This is a genomic window from Pauljensenia sp. 20925_1_25 (assembly GCF_041433955.1).
GTDB lineage: Bacteria > Actinomycetota > Actinomycetes > Actinomycetales > Actinomycetaceae > Pauljensenia.
This window is the reverse complement of the sequence record NZ_JAPWCL010000023.1, coordinates 21,888-36,804: the sequence shown is the minus strand read 5'-3', so window position 1 is coordinate 36,804 and position 14,917 is coordinate 21,888. Positions and strand designations below refer to the sequence as shown.

The 14,917-nt window shown below is 67.0% G+C and carries 11 protein-coding genes; 5 read left to right on the top strand and 6 right to left on the bottom strand.

The genetic code is table 11. The features are described from left to right. Positions 1 to 196: 196 nt before the first annotated feature. From O3932_RS09215 to O3932_RS09200, 4 genes are all read left to right on the top strand, one after another. The gene (locus O3932_RS09215) at positions 197 to 718 is read left to right on the top strand and encodes a hypothetical protein (protein ID WP_371537931.1); all 522 of its coding nucleotides are present in this window, start codon (positions 197 to 199) and stop codon (positions 716 to 718) included. 540 nt (positions 719 to 1,258) lie between these two features. Then, positions 1,259 to 3,124 carry a ribonucleoside triphosphate reductase gene (locus O3932_RS09210; RefSeq protein WP_371537929.1) on the top strand — a complete coding sequence of 622 codons (1,866 nt, stop codon included), beginning with the start codon at positions 1,259 to 1,261 and terminating at the stop codon, positions 3,122 to 3,124. Between the two features lies 1 nt (position 3,125). Further along, the gene (locus tag O3932_RS09205; protein WP_371537927.1) at positions 3,126 to 3,935 is read left to right on the top strand and encodes an anaerobic ribonucleoside-triphosphate reductase activating protein; all 810 of its coding nucleotides are present in this window, start codon (positions 3,126 to 3,128) and stop codon (positions 3,933 to 3,935) included. Positions 3,936 to 4,052: 117 nt separating this feature from the next. Continuing rightward, complete coding sequence (locus tag O3932_RS09200) at positions 4,053 to 5,303, top strand: sodium pump decarboxylase (protein ID WP_371537925.1); 1,251 nt, start codon at positions 4,053 to 4,055, stop codon at positions 5,301 to 5,303. A 178-nt stretch (positions 5,304 to 5,481) separates the two neighbouring features. Here the strand turns inward: O3932_RS09200 and O3932_RS09195 are convergent, their stop codons facing one another. Continuing rightward, entirely contained in the window at positions 5,482 to 6,630 is a 1,149-nt protein-coding gene (locus O3932_RS09195; protein WP_371537923.1) for an acyl-CoA dehydrogenase family protein, read from the bottom strand. 252 nt (positions 6,631 to 6,882) lie between these two features. On the opposite strand from O3932_RS09195, the gene O3932_RS09190 reads away from it, so the two are divergent. Beyond that, the gene (locus O3932_RS09190; protein WP_009647630.1) at positions 6,883 to 7,488 is read left to right on the top strand and encodes a LytR C-terminal domain-containing protein; all 606 of its coding nucleotides are present in this window, start codon (positions 6,883 to 6,885) and stop codon (positions 7,486 to 7,488) included. A 105-nt stretch (positions 7,489 to 7,593) separates the two neighbouring features. Here O3932_RS09190 and O3932_RS09185 read toward each other — a convergent pair whose 3' ends face one another. The 5 genes from O3932_RS09185 to O3932_RS09165 form a co-directional block, all read right to left on the bottom strand. Continuing rightward, positions 7,594 to 8,841: an App1 family protein gene (locus O3932_RS09185; RefSeq protein ID WP_009647645.1), complete on the bottom strand. Its 1,248-nt coding sequence runs from the start codon at positions 8,839 to 8,841 to the stop codon at positions 7,594 to 7,596. Positions 8,842 to 9,124: 283 nt separating this feature from the next. Next, positions 9,125 to 10,342 (bottom strand): MFS transporter, encoded by a 1,218-nt coding sequence (locus O3932_RS09180; protein WP_371537921.1) that lies wholly within the window; start codon positions 10,340 to 10,342, stop codon positions 9,125 to 9,127. 140 nt (positions 10,343 to 10,482) lie between these two features. Then, positions 10,483 to 12,012 (bottom strand): multicopper oxidase domain-containing protein, encoded by a 1,530-nt coding sequence (locus O3932_RS09175; protein ID WP_371537919.1) that lies wholly within the window; start codon positions 12,010 to 12,012, stop codon positions 10,483 to 10,485. Then, positions 12,005 to 13,303: a hypothetical protein gene (locus O3932_RS09170; protein ID WP_371537917.1), complete on the bottom strand. Its 1,299-nt coding sequence runs from the start codon at positions 13,301 to 13,303 to the stop codon at positions 12,005 to 12,007. The genes O3932_RS09175 and O3932_RS09170 overlap by 8 nt, the downstream gene beginning before the upstream one ends. Further along, positions 13,300 to 14,640, bottom strand: a complete 1,341-nt coding sequence (locus tag O3932_RS09165; RefSeq protein WP_371537914.1) for a hypothetical protein — start codon at positions 14,638 to 14,640, stop codon at positions 13,300 to 13,302. Before O3932_RS09165 ends, O3932_RS09170 begins: the two co-directional genes overlap by 4 nt. Positions 14,641 to 14,917 lie beyond the last annotated feature (277 nt).

The following is a 14,917-nucleotide window of genomic DNA, read 5'->3' as shown; positions in this document are numbered from 1 at the left end:
TGCCGCCGCCCCCGGCACCCTAGTCGGGCCGCTCGTGGTGGGCTGTCTGCATGCCCGGCCAGGCCCTGCCGCCGTCAGGCGCCCTCCGTCCGGGCTGCTCGTGGTGATGTGCCAGCATATCCGGCCAGGCCCTGCCGCCTAGGCCTCGCTCCTGGGATAATGAGGGAGTCCGTTGTCGCCTCGTGAAAGAATCGCCATGGCCCCCGCCTCCACTGTCGTTACGTCCAAGTCGGCGCGCCTCATCCTTGGCCTGCTGCGCCTCGCGGTCGGCTTCGTGTTCCTGTGGTCCTTCCTGGACAAGACCTTCGGCCTGCACTATTCCACGGGTCCGTCGCGCGCGTGGATCAACGGCGGAACGCCCGCGCAGAGCTACCTGACGGGAGCCACCACCGGCAAACCCCTGGCTTCCTTCTTCGAGTCCCTCGCCACGCCTGCGACCGACTGGGTGTTCATGCTGGGCCTGCTTGGCATCGGGGTGGCGCTCATTCTCGGCATTGGCACGCGCCTGGCGGCGCTCGCGGGCGTCGTCATGCTGGGCTTCATGTACGCGGCCGTCGCGCCGTGGGTGTGGGGTTCCCTCAACCCGGTCGTCAACGAGCACCTGGTGTACGCGCTCGTCCTCATCCTCATCCCCCTGACCAACGCGGGCGACACAATCGGCCTGGGCACGTGGTGGAAGGGCTTGGGCCTGGTGAAGAAACTGCCCTTCTTGGTCTGAGTAGGTCCGCTTTATCGACGAGGCCGTGGCCGGGTTTTCCGGTCGCGGCCTCGCTATGTGAGTCAGCCCGTGTCGGCGGGGAGAGCGCGGCGCGATGGGACGTTGGTCCTCGAAAAGTCATTGCGGATCAGCGTCGTGACCAGGGGAACTACGCCTCCCGCGTGCCTCATTTCTGACACACGAGTGACACTAGATATTGTGGTTACCGTTCGGTTCAAACACTAGATCTAGCGATTCGTGATCACGTACCCCTAGATCTAGGGGAGGCTCACGCCGGGCGGAGGAAACCATCACCACCCACAGTGCCACGGCCTCGCCCCACGAGGGTGGAGTGTTCACGACGTGTTGATCACGCGTCCGAACAGTAGTACTGGCTGACCGCCCACCGAAGCGACGGCAGGACCAAACCAGAGGCGCCCGCCTACGCACAACCGCACAGCCACACAACCCCACACATCGCCGCACCCAAACTCCCGCAGCACAGCAAAGTGCTCGCAGCGCACCCCAGGCACACACGGGAACGAAGAAAGGATCAGGACAATGACGACAGCACCCCGCTACGACGTCGACGCTATTGCAACCGTGGAGGAATACCTCGACCGCTCCGATTGGCGAGTCAACGCCAACGCAAACCAGGGGTATTCGCTGGGCGGCCTGATCCTGAATTCGGCGGGCAAGATCGTCGCCAACTACTGGCTTGAGCACGTCTACACGCCTGAGATCGGCGCGCCGCACCGCGAGGGCGATTACCACATCCACGACCTCGACATGTTCGCCGGATACTGCGCCGGCTGGTCCCTGAAGCGCCTCATCCAGGAGGGCTTCAACGGAGTGGGTGGCGCAATTGCCTCGGCCCCGCCGCGCCACTTCTCCTCGGCCTGCGGGCAGATCGTCAACTTCCTCGGAACCCTCCAGAATGAGTGGGCGGGTGCCCAGGCGTTCTCCTCCTTCGACACCTACATGGCCCCCTTCGTGCGCCTGGACAACATGGAGTACGACGAGATCGTTCAGTGCATGCAGGAACTTATCTACAACCTGAACGTGCCCTCGCGCTGGGGCAGCCAGTGCCCATTTACGAACCTGACCTTCGACTGGACGTGCCCGGACGACCTGGCTGACGAGCACCCTCTCATCGGCGACGAGGTCGTCGACTTCACTTACGGCGAGCTGCAGCGGGAAATGAACCTCATCAACCGCGCGTTCATCGAGGTCATGACGGGCGGCGATGCGGACGGTCGCGTCTTCACGTTCCCGATCCCGACCTACAACATCACGCCCGACTTCGACTGGGAGGGCGAGAACGTCGATGCCCTCTTTGACATGACCGCGAAGTACGGCCTGCCCTACTTCCAGAACTTCATCAACTCTGACCTGGACCCGCACATGATCCGCTCTATGTGCTGCCGCCTCCAGCTGGACCTGCGTGAGCTCCTCAAGCGCGGCAACGGTCTCTTCGGCTCGGCCGAGCTGACCGGCTCGATCGGCGTGGTCACGCTCAACATGGCGCGCCTCGGCTACCTGTACAAGGGGGACGAGGAGGGCCTCATCGCGCGCATGGACGAACTCATCGACCTGGCCTCAAAGTCCCTTGAAATCAAGCGCGAGACCATCCAGTACCACATGGACCACGGCCTCTTCCCCTACTCGCGTCGCTACCTGGGCACACTCGATAACCACTTCTCGACGATTGGCGTCAACGGCATGAACGAGATGGTGCGTAACTTCAGCGACGATGCCTACGACCTGACGGACCCGCGCGGCTTCGACATGTGCGTGCGGATCCTGGATCACGTGCGCGAGCGCATGGTCCAGCTCCAGGAGGCCACCGGCCACATGTACAACCTGGAGGCGACCCCCGCGGAGGGCACGACCTACCGTTTCGCGAAGGAGGATCGCAAGCGCTTCGCCGACATCATCCAGGCGGGTACGCCCGACCAGCCCTACTACACGAACTCCTCGCAGCTTCCGGTGGCCTACACGGACGACCCGTTCCAGGCCCTCGAGGATCAGGAGGTCCTGCAGGGCAAGTACACGGGCGGGACGGTCCTGCACCTGTACATGGGTGAGCGTCTCTCGTCGGGGCAGGCCTGCAAGGAGATGGTGCGTCGCTCGTTGACAGCCTTCAAGGTCCCCTACATCACGATCACGCCGACCTTCTCCATCTGCCCGGTCCACGGCTACCTGGCCGGCGAGCACTTCACCTGCGAGAAGTGCGCTGCCGCCCGCCCGGACGCCGAGCCGCAGGCCTGCGAAGTGTGGACGCGCGTCATGGGCTACTTCCGCCCGGTCCAGTCCTTCAACATCGGCAAGAAGGGCGAATACAACGAGCGCCAGATGTTCTCCGAGAACGCCGCGGACGCGCACGGCGAGCTCGTCAGCGCCTTCCCTCCCGTGGGGAGCCGCTGACGTGAGTCCGTCCCTGAATGACGAGGCCGGGGAACCCCGGAAGGGCGCGCTGAACCTGAGCGACCCCGGCCTCGTCGGGGGGCGGGCATCGCGCGAGTGGACGCCGGACGACCTGCAGATCGCGGGCCTCGTCCCCATGTCGAGCGTGGACTGGCCCGGCAAGTTCGCGGCGTCCCTGTTCCTGCAGGGGTGCCCGTGGGTGTGCCCGTACTGCCACAACAGCGCGATCATCGACCCGCGCATCCCGGGCGTGGTCGCGTGGAGCAAGCTCGAGGATCTGCTGGCGCGCAGGCGCGGCCTCCTGGACGGCGTCGTGTTCTCTGGAGGCGAGGCGACCCGCCAGGTCGCGCTCGGCGCGGGGATGGCTCGCGTGCGCGAGCTCGGCTTTGGCGTTGGCCTGCACACCGCGGGTCCCTACCCGCGTCGCCTGGCGGACCTGCTGGGCGCGGGCCTCGTCGATTGGGTGGGCATCGACGTGAAGGCGACCCTCGGCAACTACGAGGCCGTGGCCGGTCGGGCGGGTGCCGGGGAGCGCGCGTGGGAGTCGCTGGGCATCGTCCTGGCGCACCCCGAGGTGGACCACGAGGTGCGTCTGACTGTCTACCCGGACGGTCCCGGCGACGGCCTGGAGGTTGCGAAGAAGGCTCGCGCGATGGGTGTCAAGTCCTTTGCCCTACAGCAAGCGCGAGAATTTGGCACACCGGAAGGTTTTGAGGCCTCGCGTGCTGGATGGGATGACCAGGTGCGCGCACTCGCTGCCGATATTACGGCGCTCAATTTTGACACATTCGTCTTACGATGCGACTTGTAGGTGTTTTGTCAAATGACAGGGAAGTACCGTGGTCAGAAAATATCGTAAGGTTTCACTCATGGCGCGTGTGCGCGGTATTGTGTAACAACCGCGTGACCGATGAAGTCTGGAGCACCGATGGCAGAAGAACTGCATTTCGAGAATCCTGCGGCGGCAGCCCAGGACCCGTCGACCGATGCCGAGTCGCTGCGGCAGCTGGCGTATCGCTATCCCGAGCTGCGTCCGGTAGTCGCCGCCCATCCCCATGCCTACCGCGGGCTGCTGGAATGGCTGCACCAGTTCAACGACCCGCAGGTCAACGCGGCGCTCGAGGCGCGCGATGACTACGACGGCTACATTGACTCCAACGGCTGTCTGGTCATGCGCGGTGACGTATCCGGTGCCGTCGCGGGGTCAACGATCCGCACCTCCGAGTCCGGCATGTACGTGCTGGGTCAGGGCGGCGTGGACTCCTACTCCCAGATTGAGCGCACGACCCCCTACAGCGCGGTGGCGGGCAAGAACTCGCCGGTCCCGCAGGTGGACAAGCGTGAACAGGTCGTCGCCCAGGTGCAACGCCAGTCGATCATGGGCAGCAAGGCCTCGCAGGATCCCGAGGCGACGGCGGTGTACCCCTCTCCCGTGACCAGTTCGACCTACCCGGCGGCCGCGTCCTCCGCCACGGCCTCGTCGAGTACGGAATCCACCGCGCAGCTCCCGCGGGCCTACACGCCCACACCCGCCGCCCGGCAGCCAGCGCAGGTGGCACAGCCCGCGGCTGCGACAGCATCGCGTGGGCGTCGTTCGTTCCCGATGATGACGATCGTGCTCGTCAGCCTGGGTATCGTCGCGGCGATCCTCCTGGGCATCGTCATCTTCGTGTTCACTCGCGGATACGAGGGGCCCACGGGCGGTTTGTCTCCGATGTCGTCGGCGTCCCCCTCGGAGAGCCCGAAGCCATCGGCGAGTGCTACCACGACCGAGGCTGTGAAGTACCCGGCACCCGCGGGAGCCGTGAAAGTCGATAGTTTCACGATGCCTTCGCGCAACATCACCTGCTCCTTCGCCGATGACGGCGTGACCTGCGGTATTGCGGAGAGCAACTGGGCCGAGGAAGGCTACGCTTCCTGCTCCGGCGGTAAAGTCGGCGTCCTGAAGGCCACGAAGGACTCCGCGACCCAGTCGTGCGAGTCCTCTATGCCGTCGGGCGGCGAGACCGTCGCGCACGGCGTGGCCGCCGCGAAGGGCGATTACGCGTGCCGCTCCACGGCCGACGGCGTGACCTGCTGGAACACGAGGTCCGGCAAGTCCTTCGCCTTGGCCCGCGCTGGCTGGATGACCGGCACGAACGGTGAAATCACCCCCGCGAATTTCGCATGGAATCAGTAGCCTGACGCGCTCGCAGAGACGGGCCCCCGAGGAAATTCTCGGGGGTCCGCTTGTCTCTCACGCAGGGTGAAACCGGCGCACGCTCGCCGGTTCGGGTGTGCTTCGGTGGTTCCTCAGTGGGGCGTCCCCGGAGGGCACTCGAGGGCTACGCACGGACCACGGCCTCGTCCCTGGGAGGCTATTGAGCCTTCTCGATGGGTCCCAGGATCAGGTTCGCCCACGCGGCGTGTAGGGACTCCTGATCGGAGGGCTGGAAGAGACCGGCGAGCGCGTCGCGGTACAGGCGCGAGAGCTCGTGCGTGTTGTAGTAGGCGCTGCCGCCGCACGCGCGCATCGCCTGCTCGACGGCGCGCAGCGTGGCTTCGGCGGCTGCGTTCTTCGCGGCAGACAGCTGGGGCATCCAGGAGCGGCCGCGGTCCACGCCTGCGTCGATGTCGCGGGCAAGCTCGCGGATCTGCGGGCCGACCGCGTTCATGATGAGAGCGGCTTCCGCGATGCGCCAGCGGATGTCGGGGTCGTTGGAGTAGGTCGTCTGGTTCTTCACCGAGCGGCGCGTCGCCACGTGCTCGGCGGCGACCTCGACGGCGCGCTCGCCGACGCCCTGGTAGGTGGCGGCCAGGAGGATCTCGAAGTGGGAGAAGATGCCGAAAATGACGGGGTCGGCGCTCGGACCGGGGTCCGTGATCGTCAGGATGCGCTCCTCGGGTACGGTGACGCCCCGGAGGAAGGTGGTCATGGACTGGGTGGCGCGCATGCCCAGCGTGTCCCAGTCGTCCTTGATTGCGTAGCCCTCGTCAGAGCGGTGGACGATGCCGAACACGGACGTGGGGCCCTCCTCGGTCTCGGCCCGCCCGAAGATCAGCAGGCGCGTCCACACAGGGGATAGGGATGTGAAGATCTTGGTGCCCTCGAAGGAATAACCGCCCGCGCCGTTCGCGGTTGCGCGCGTCGTGGAGCCGAAGAGTACGAGGTCATTGCCGGGTTCGGAGATGCCGAAGCCGAAGACCTCTCCTGCGGCCGCGTCGCGCAGGATTTGCTCGCCGCGCGCGTTGCCGTGGGCGACCAGGTAGCGTCCCAGGCCGACGATGATCTGGTGCATGTTGATGCCCAGCGCCGTGCCGGGCGCAGCTTTGGCGAGCGCCGTCTGTTCGGCGGCGATCTCGGCCAGGCTCAGGCCTGCGCCACCGTATTCAGTGGGGACGAACGCGGCGAGGTACCCGGCGTCGCGCAGCTCCTCCAGGTCGGCTTCGGGGTAGGTGTTGTGCGCGTCCGCGTCGGCGGCGCGCTCGTGGATGCGGGCGAGCAGGTCGGTGTCCAGGAAGCTCATCGCGGTCCTCTTTCGTGGTCGGTGTATGGACGAGGCCGTGGCCGCCTCACGCTCGAACCGCACGCCGGGTGGGCGCTCTGACCGCGCACTCGAGGGCCCGCGAGGCGGGCTGCGCGGCGATTCTGGGCGAGGACGGGAGCCTGCGCTTAGGGTGTCCTTACTGTATCGCGGAGGTGGGCGAGGGCGAGATGTAACGCTCCTGACGGGGCGTTGTCTGGCCTCAGGCCGCCCCTATTCGATAGTGTTGAGACCGTGAGTACACCGAACGAGCCCATCCACACCCTCACTCCGCGTCAGCGATTCCTGCGCGAGCGTCAGGAGCGTCAAAATCTGACGTTCGCGATCGTGAGCGTCGCGATGATCGTCATTGCGGCGCTAGCGGCCCTCGTGTTCTCGGGAATCGTGTCGATTCCCTTCGGTAACAGCTTCTCCGTGAAGGTTAAGTACGCCGAGGTGGGCGATATTCCCTGCCCGACGGCGGATTCGAAGCCGGTGGCCCCCTCTCAAGTGTCGGTCACGGTCATCAACACGACTCAGCATCAGGGCCTGGCCTCCAAGGCCACGGACATGCTCACAACCGCCGGCTTCCAGACGGAAGAACCCAAGAACGACGACATCGAATACACGGGTAAGGTGCGCATCACCGCCGGGGTGAACGGCGTCGACAACGCGTATTCGGTGGCCCGATTCTTCCCGGGTGCCCACGTGCGCCTCACTGAGGCGACGGACTCCACCGTCACGGTCGAGCTAGGAACGTTCTACGATGACGCGATGAGCGCCGAGGACGTTCAGCGCGTCCTGAAGTCGACCGACCCCATCGAGCAGCCCGCGAAGTGCCGCCCGATGTCTGGTTCCTAAGCGCGGACGCACGAGCAACGCGGAAGGCCGCCCCTCGGGGCGGCCTTCATGCGTCAGAGCGGTCGGACACGGCTTGTTTCACGGGCCGTTTCACGGTCCGATCCCTCAACGGTGGGAGAGCGGACCGGCTGTGCCCCGGCCTCGTATATTATCCAGCAGTGCGTAACCGTTCGACCCGTACCAGACGGGCACGCGCTCGGGTACGGTCCACAGCGCGTCGGGGACCATGGCCTCGAAGCTGCCGTGCGACATGAACTGCTCGATCTCGGAGAGAGAACGGATCGCGATTCCGGCCACACAGTGCGGAAAATCGCGTGCAAACTCGGCGTAGATTTCGGGGTCACGCTGCCCGTCGTCGCCTACCAAGAGCCAGCGCACGTGCGGGAACATGCGGGCCAGGCGGCGCAGCTCGCGACGCTTGTGCTCGGGGCCGGAGCGGAACCAGCCCGTGTTCGACGGGCCGAAGTCCGTCATGAGGAAGCCTCCCGCCGGGTACCCGCTGCGCTCCAGGAACGAACGAAGCGTCGGCACAACGTTCCATGCGCCGGTCGACAGGTACATGATCGGGGCGTGCGTGCCCTCCGGAACCCCCTCCGACGAGGCTGAGGACATCGTCAGCGTCGTCAGCAGTTCCGCCATGCCGGGCACGGCCTCGCGTGAGGAGACGCGATCCAGGAACGCGTGCTTGGCCGCTGTGACCAGTCGCGGGAGCATAGACACCATGACGGTGTCGTCGATGTCGGAGACCACGCCGAAATGCTCGTCGTCGGACACGATGCGTACGCGCACGCAGGCGGGCCGACCGGCGCGGATGCGGCCCTTGCGGGGGCGCTCGTACATCGCCGAGGGTGGGGCGGGTAGCGGGGTCGCCGTGCGCAGGGTGGTGGCGAGCTTGGCGGCCGTCTCCTCGGACATGCCGAGCGCGCGCACGTCGCCCGCGTGCAGGACTTGGATGGTCGCGTTATGCCAGCCGGGGTCGAGGCCGTGGCCCAGCACCGTGATGTCGACGAATCCACCGCGATCCGCGAAAGCAAGCCGACGCGCGTTGCCGACCGTAACGAGCACTGGCTGACGAGGGACCTGCGCGTTGAAGAACTGGCGCCATCCTCGGCGGGTTTGCAGCCAGGAGCGGGTATCGTCGCCGCGCGCCATGAGGACGCGGCCCAGGATACGGGCGCTACGTTGAGAGCCGATTCCCCCGAAGCCGACGACGCCCGGGTAGAACCAACCTTTCGACATGGCACCTACCAACAGTGTGGACGCGAACTCGCCCGCGCCGGCGGTCAGTGCCAGGGCGAGCGAGGGAGACTCGTCATCGATGAGAGGGGGACGGAACAACATCAGGCCAATCATAGAGCCAATACACCGGGGAAGCGCAAGCTCCGGAGCGACGGAGCCTCGGGCACACTATGACAGTCTGACCACATAGTCAAGACGAGTGTCGTGCGCTGGTTGCGCGCCTGTCCACTGCGGTGCGGGTCTCGTCGTTAAGCAGTTGTCAGAGGGGACGTCATGATGCGGCGTCACGTGTTTGTGACCGCGGTTGTTCACTTTGTGAAACGGGGTCCGGGCGCGATTCTCGGGCTGGTGCTTCTGCTGCTAGTCGGTGTGGGGGCGTGTAGCCGCGCTACGCCGCTTAGTCGAGGAGCAGCGGCGGCGTCGGCTGAGCTTCGCTCTTGCGCAGTGCGGGCAGGCCGATGAGCATGAGGACGACCATCGCCCACCCGGCACCGGCCATGGTCAGCAGGCCGCCGCGCGCACCGATCGAGTCGATTGCGGGCCCGGCGATCGCCGTGCCCAGGGAAGTGCCGAGGTTGATCGACGTCGACATCCAGGTCAGGCCCTCCGTGAGCTTCGCGGCGGACACGGACTTCTGGATGATGATGTTGACGTTTGTCATCGTGGGGGCGCAGGTGAGGCCCGTGATGAGGATGACGGCGGCCATCGTCCAGATGTTGAAGGCCACCGGGAAGAAACTCATGCCGATCGCCATCAGGATGACGCCGATTGCGAAGAGCTGCCAGGTGGGGCGCCTCCACGTGCGGGCACCGTAGACGAGCGCGGCAGACAGCGAGCCGATCGAGAAGAGCGCCAGGAGGATGCCACCGAGCGCGGGGACACCCAGCTCCTCGGTGAAGCTGACCATCGAGACCTCCATCGCGCCGAACGTCGTGCCCATGCCGATGTAGGTGGCTGCCATGACGAGGACGACGGGCTTGCGGATGACGGATTCGCGCGGGGCATTCGGGTCGTAGGGAATGATCGCGGGCTCGGAGGAGCGCCGCGACAGGAAGAGCGTGCCGCCCACGGCCAGGGCGACGATGGAGATGGCGAGGCCGGTGCCGGGGTGCAGGGCGGTGCCGAGGACCGTGGAGAGTACGGGACCCACGATGTACACGAACTCGTCGACCGCAGACTCGAGGGCGTAGGCGGTCGTCAGCTGGCCCGGCTTGTCTAGGATCGTGGTCCAGCGTGAGCGGACGAGAGCGCCGGGCGCACCCCACGTGGCACCCGCGAGGGCAGCCGGAATGAAGAGCAACCATTCGGGGGCGTGCATGAAGACGGCCGCGACCAGTGCGGACATGGACAGGACCGAGATGACCCACGCGGGACCCATGACGCGCAACTGCCCGTGGCGGTCGACCTGACGCGCGAGGATCGGTGCGCAGATCGCCATGACGATGATGTTGACGGCTGAGACGGCGCCGGCCAGCGTGTAGTTGCCGTACTCTGCCCGCATCATGAGGATTATCGACAGACCCACCATGGACATCGGCAGGCGCAGAATCAGCCCGGCAGCAGAAAACTTCCAGGCCTGACGGTAACGCAAAATGTCGAGATAGGTACCCAGCATCCCACCATTCTATCGTCGGTCGAAGGACGGCAGCGCCGGTCGCAATGGGGCGTATCTAACCCCCTTCCGAGCGTGAGAGCGGGACGCAGCCACGGCCTCGTCGAAAGTGGACGAGGCCGTGGTCGGGAGAGCCAAAAGGCTTAGTCGGTCACCTCGAAGACGCCGGTCTGGCCCTTTTCTGCCAGGGAGAGCGCGTGGTTGACGAAGGAGTAGTGGCCGGCCTCCAGCGGCGTGAACTCGACGAACCCGCCCTCGGCGGCACCCAGGGTCAGGACCTGGCCCCAGCCGCCGCCCGACCCGCCGCCGCGGATCACGTAGGCGCCCTCGCGCCACACGGTGTCGAACTGGGTGCCCACGACATGGAAGGTGGTCGCCAGGTTCGGACCCGCGTCCATGACCCACACGCGTACGCGCTCGTTGGTCCTGATCTGGATGGGGTGCGCCTTGTACTGGAAGGGCACGCCGTTGAAGGCCATTGCGTTGGGTTGCAGGGCCGACAGGAGCGAGGCGTCGGCGCTCTGCCCGTCCGCGCCCAGGTAGAGCTCGGAGGCGATCATGACGTACTCGCGATCGACCGTGTCCAGGTCGGTCGGGTCGATGACGACAGCACCGAACATGCCGTTCGCGATGTGCATCGACATCGGCGCGGTCGAGCAATGGTAGAGCCAGATGCCCGCGTTCTTCGCGACGAACGTGTACTCAAGGCTCTGCCCGGGCTCGATCGAGTGCATGACGTTGTCGGGAGCGACGAGGCCCGCGTGGAAGTCCAGCGAGTGGCTCATCGTCCCGTTGTTCACGAGCGTGATGTGGAAGGTATCGCCGATGTGTCCGCGCAGGATCGGTCCGGGGGCGTCCCCGTTGAAGGTCCACGTCTGGCGGGTCAGCGTGTCGGTGACGTTAGTCGTCTGCTCGGTGACCGTGAACGTGTAGTAGCGCTCGGTCTCGCTCGTGGCCGGTGGCAAGGCCGGGTCGCGCGGGGTGATCGTCGCCGCGTAGTCCGTCAGGGCCGTCGGGGTGGCGGGGCCTGCGGCGGCGTCCTGGCCGTGGTCGTGCCCGTGGTGCGCGTGGCTGCCCGAGGCCGAGGTCCCCGAGGAGGAAGCGCCCGTGGTAGCGCCCGTTGCCTGCACGTGCAGGGTCATGCCCATCTCGCGGTGACCCGGCAGGGAACACCAGCCCTCGACGTCCCCGGAGATGATGCCGAGGTCCAGCTCTTTCGTCTCGCCGGTGGCGAGCGACCCGGAGGATACGCCCGTCTCGAACACCAGATCGTGGCGCTGATCCCCCGAGTTCGTGAAGTCGATGATGAGGCGGTCGCCGACCGGCACCTCGATGTGGTTGGGAGTGAAGGCCATACCCTCGACGCCCACCGACACGCGGGTCGTGTGCCCGGTCGGCGTCACGGACGAGGCCGTGGCCGCGCTCCCCGTTCCCGTGCCCTGCGTAGTGGGTGCGGTGGGGTTGGACAGGAAGATAGCGAGGGCAAGCGCCACGACGGAGACGACACCGATGATTGCGCCCGCCGTGCGGCTCACGGGCGAGTGGTCGCCCGTCGGGCTCATGCGCAGCTTGGGGTTTCCCGTCGCACCGCCCTTCGACGCTGATGTCTTCGGGACGGGTGTCTTCGGGTTCTTGTCTCCCGACGGCGACGCAGACAGGTTCAGGTCAGCCACGGCGGCCTCCTTGCGTGGTGGTGGGGGATTGGGCGGCGCGCTTGGCGCGCGCCTGGGCCACGCCACAGCGGGCCATGAGGACGATGTCGACGACGTAGGTGGCCAGCAGGACCACCCACGCGGCAACGGTAAGGCGCTCGGCGGGGATGCCGCCAAGCGACGCGACGGAGAGGGCGAACACTGCGGCCACGTTGCGAGCCGCTTCCCGGATGGGTGCCCCGGCCTCGAGCACGCCGACCCCGACGCGCACCGCGGACGGACCGCCGCCGATAACGACGGGCATCAGGTAGGTGAGCGCGCCGACGAAAAGCTGGCTCAGCCCGGCCGCGCCGAGGACCGGCAGCCACGGCAGGAACGCCGCGCGCAGGCCGGTCGCATCCACGGCCTCGAAGGCGCGCAAGGACGCCCCCGCGCCCGCGACGAGAATCCAGGCGGCACCCAGCATGAGGGACCACGCCCCGTACTCGGCCGGACCCTTCGCCAGCGCGGCGCGAAGGAGTGGGACGCCCACGCCCAGCGCTGCCGCACCCACGACGACCAACAACCCCACGGAGGCCACGCGCATCAACCCGGTCACAGCTCCCGTTCCCGCGACGAGGAGGGCGGCCACCCACAGGGGCAGGGCACTCGTCGCGAAAGACACGGCCAGCGGATCCATGCGCGTGCGTATCGCCGTCGGCCCGAGCGTCACCAGGGTCCCGCCCATCGTCAGGCCCACCCAGCCGGCGACACCCGCCAGCGCGTGGGCGACCGTCAGGCGATCCCGGGCTGAGGCCAGCCACGCGGGCGCATCCGCGTCAAACATAGCCACCGTCACGAAACCAGCCAGCGTCGCGCCAACCACCAGGAAAAACGCCGCCGCAATGTAGTAGCGAATAATCACCGCGAAACGCGACGCTAGGCGCTCGCGGGACGCGGTGAGCAGCGCCCACCCGTGCCAGGCTGCGATCACGCCGACCGCGGTCGCGCCCGCGATGGTCAGATACCACAGACTCGACCACATGCCGCCGATGAGGAGCAGCAGGGAAAGGTTGAAGGCCATGATACGCACGGTGTTGTCACGCCCGGCCCGCCGATCATCCGGGGCCAGGTGCGCGAGGGCGCGCGTGAAGTACCAGGACCACTGGAAGATCCCGTTCGACAAAACGCCCAGAGTCACCAGGTGGATCATCGTCCACAGGTTCTGCGGGATGCGGCCTCGGGCAACGATGGTGCCTGCAGCGGCGACGGCCGCTACGCACATCCACACCGTGGTTACGCGGTCGGTGCGGGGGACCCGGGGCTTGCTCATCGGACCCCCGTTCCGCCCGAGGATGCGGGAACAGCGGAGGGGGAGTCGGCCTCGTCGATGATCCTGCTCTCACGCGAGGCAGCGCGCGCCCGGCGAATCGTCACCGTCAGCGTCGTGGCAACGAACAGAAGCACGCCCACGACCCCGAGTGTGCCGCCCAAGCGCCACGGATAGGCAGCCTTGCGCGCGCCCGCGAGGAGGCGCAGGGCGAGGGAAACCTGCAGGAACGCGAAGGGGACCCACATGGCGACGTGGTAGGGGACCTCGCGCCGCGCGACTGCCGGGATGATGACGGGTGCGTGGGCCAGCAGCATGGAGACGACGAAACCAATCGTGATCGCGTGGACGCCGGCGTCGTACCCGTATCCGTCGAAGGCCGGGGGTGCGACGATCCACATCAGCGCGGGCACGAGCGCCCACGCGTAGCCGCTCAGCATGCACACCGCGGCCAGGCGCGGCAGGCCGCTCATGCGCACGGTGCCGCGCGCGACGTCGTGCCACGCGGTGTCCGCCATCAGGAGCGCGAGGCTCAGGCCGATCAGCGGATACCCGAGCGCGGGGGAGTAGAGGGCGACCGTCAGACCCACCATGAGGGTGGCGCTCTCGGCGGTGATGCGTCGCTCGGTGGAGCCGGACGCGAAGGCGAGGCGCGCGAGTTCGACGCGCTCGCCGACGATCGTGACGATCAGGAAGGCCAGCCACCACGGCACCGCGCGCGGCGTCTCGAGGCCTCGCCACCACAGGAGGATGCCGCCCAGCCCGATGAGCGCGCCTATCAGCTGGATGAGGACCGCGTGGGTGGCCTGCCTGTGCGTCCACACGTAGCAGTAGATGGCGCTCAGCGCCGCCATGCCGAGCGTGATGAGGAAGCCGGGCATCATCCGCTCGGGCGCAAATCCGCTCAGATGGGCGGCCAGGAAGCGCGGGATCGGCAGGCTCGTGAGCGCCCCGCGCGCGCCCTCGTTCAAGGAGATGACGATCGCGCTGACGGCGCCGACCCCGGTCAGTAGGGGAGCGACATACGCCCACGCGCGCCGACCGTCGGATTGCAGGGCGACCGCGCGCTCCAGGCAGATCGCGGTGCCCAGGAACCCGTAGATCATGAGGAGCCCGTGCACGGTCCCCAGGCTCGTCGAGGCGATGGGGGCGAGCGCTCCCAGGCGCACGAGGGAGGCGTCCAGGCCCGCGAGCAGCGCGACACCTGCGAGGAGAAGGAAAGCCAGGCGCGCCTTGGGAAGGGAGGGGATCTGCGGACTCGTGCGTGGTTTTCTTGACGAGGCCGGGGCGTGCTCGCGCGGTCTGCCGTCGTGGGCGGCAGGGCTGGGTGCCTCGCTCATGTGGGCGCTCCTGGTGTTGGTGGGCGGCGTCGGCTCACCGACGCGTCGAACTATCCTCACGGTAGCGGCCCGTGTCCCATATTTCTATGGGTGATCGCCGTGAAAATGCTCCCCGCGCGCCTACTGAGTCCAGCAGACAGCACGAAACCCCCAGCCCACAGGGAAGGGGGTTTGCAGGACCGACGTCAGTCTGCCGCTCACGAGTGAGCTATTACGAGGCCCTGTTTTGTCGGGTTTCGCGGTCATCATCTAACAGCTCGCGCTGCCAAGTATCCGT

Excerpts from the sequence above, each read along its gene's own strand:
- O3932_RS09185 (WP_009647645.1), bottom strand. The coding sequence starts at position 8,841 with ATGATTGGCCTGATGTTGTTCCGTCCCCCTCTCATCGATGACGAGTCT.
- O3932_RS09215 (WP_371537931.1), top strand. The coding sequence starts at position 197 with ATGGCCCCCGCCTCCACTGTCGTTACGTCCAAGTCGGCGCGCCTCATC.
- O3932_RS09180 (WP_371537921.1), bottom strand. The coding sequence starts at position 10,342 with ATGCTGGGTACCTATCTCGACATTTTGCGTTACCGTCAGGCCTGGAAG.
- O3932_RS09165 (WP_371537914.1), bottom strand. The coding sequence starts at position 14,640 with ATGAGCGAGGCACCCAGCCCTGCCGCCCACGACGGCAGACCGCGCGAG.
- O3932_RS09170 (WP_371537917.1), bottom strand. The coding sequence starts at position 13,303 with ATGAGCAAGCCCCGGGTCCCCCGCACCGACCGCGTAACCACGGTGTGG.
- O3932_RS09195 (WP_371537923.1), bottom strand. The coding sequence starts at position 6,630 with ATGAGCTTCCTGGACACCGACCTGCTCGCCCGCATCCACGAGCGCGCC.
- O3932_RS09210 (WP_371537929.1), top strand. The coding sequence starts at position 1,259 with ATGACGACAGCACCCCGCTACGACGTCGACGCTATTGCAACCGTGGAG.
- O3932_RS09200 (WP_371537925.1), top strand. The coding sequence starts at position 4,053 with ATGGCAGAAGAACTGCATTTCGAGAATCCTGCGGCGGCAGCCCAGGAC.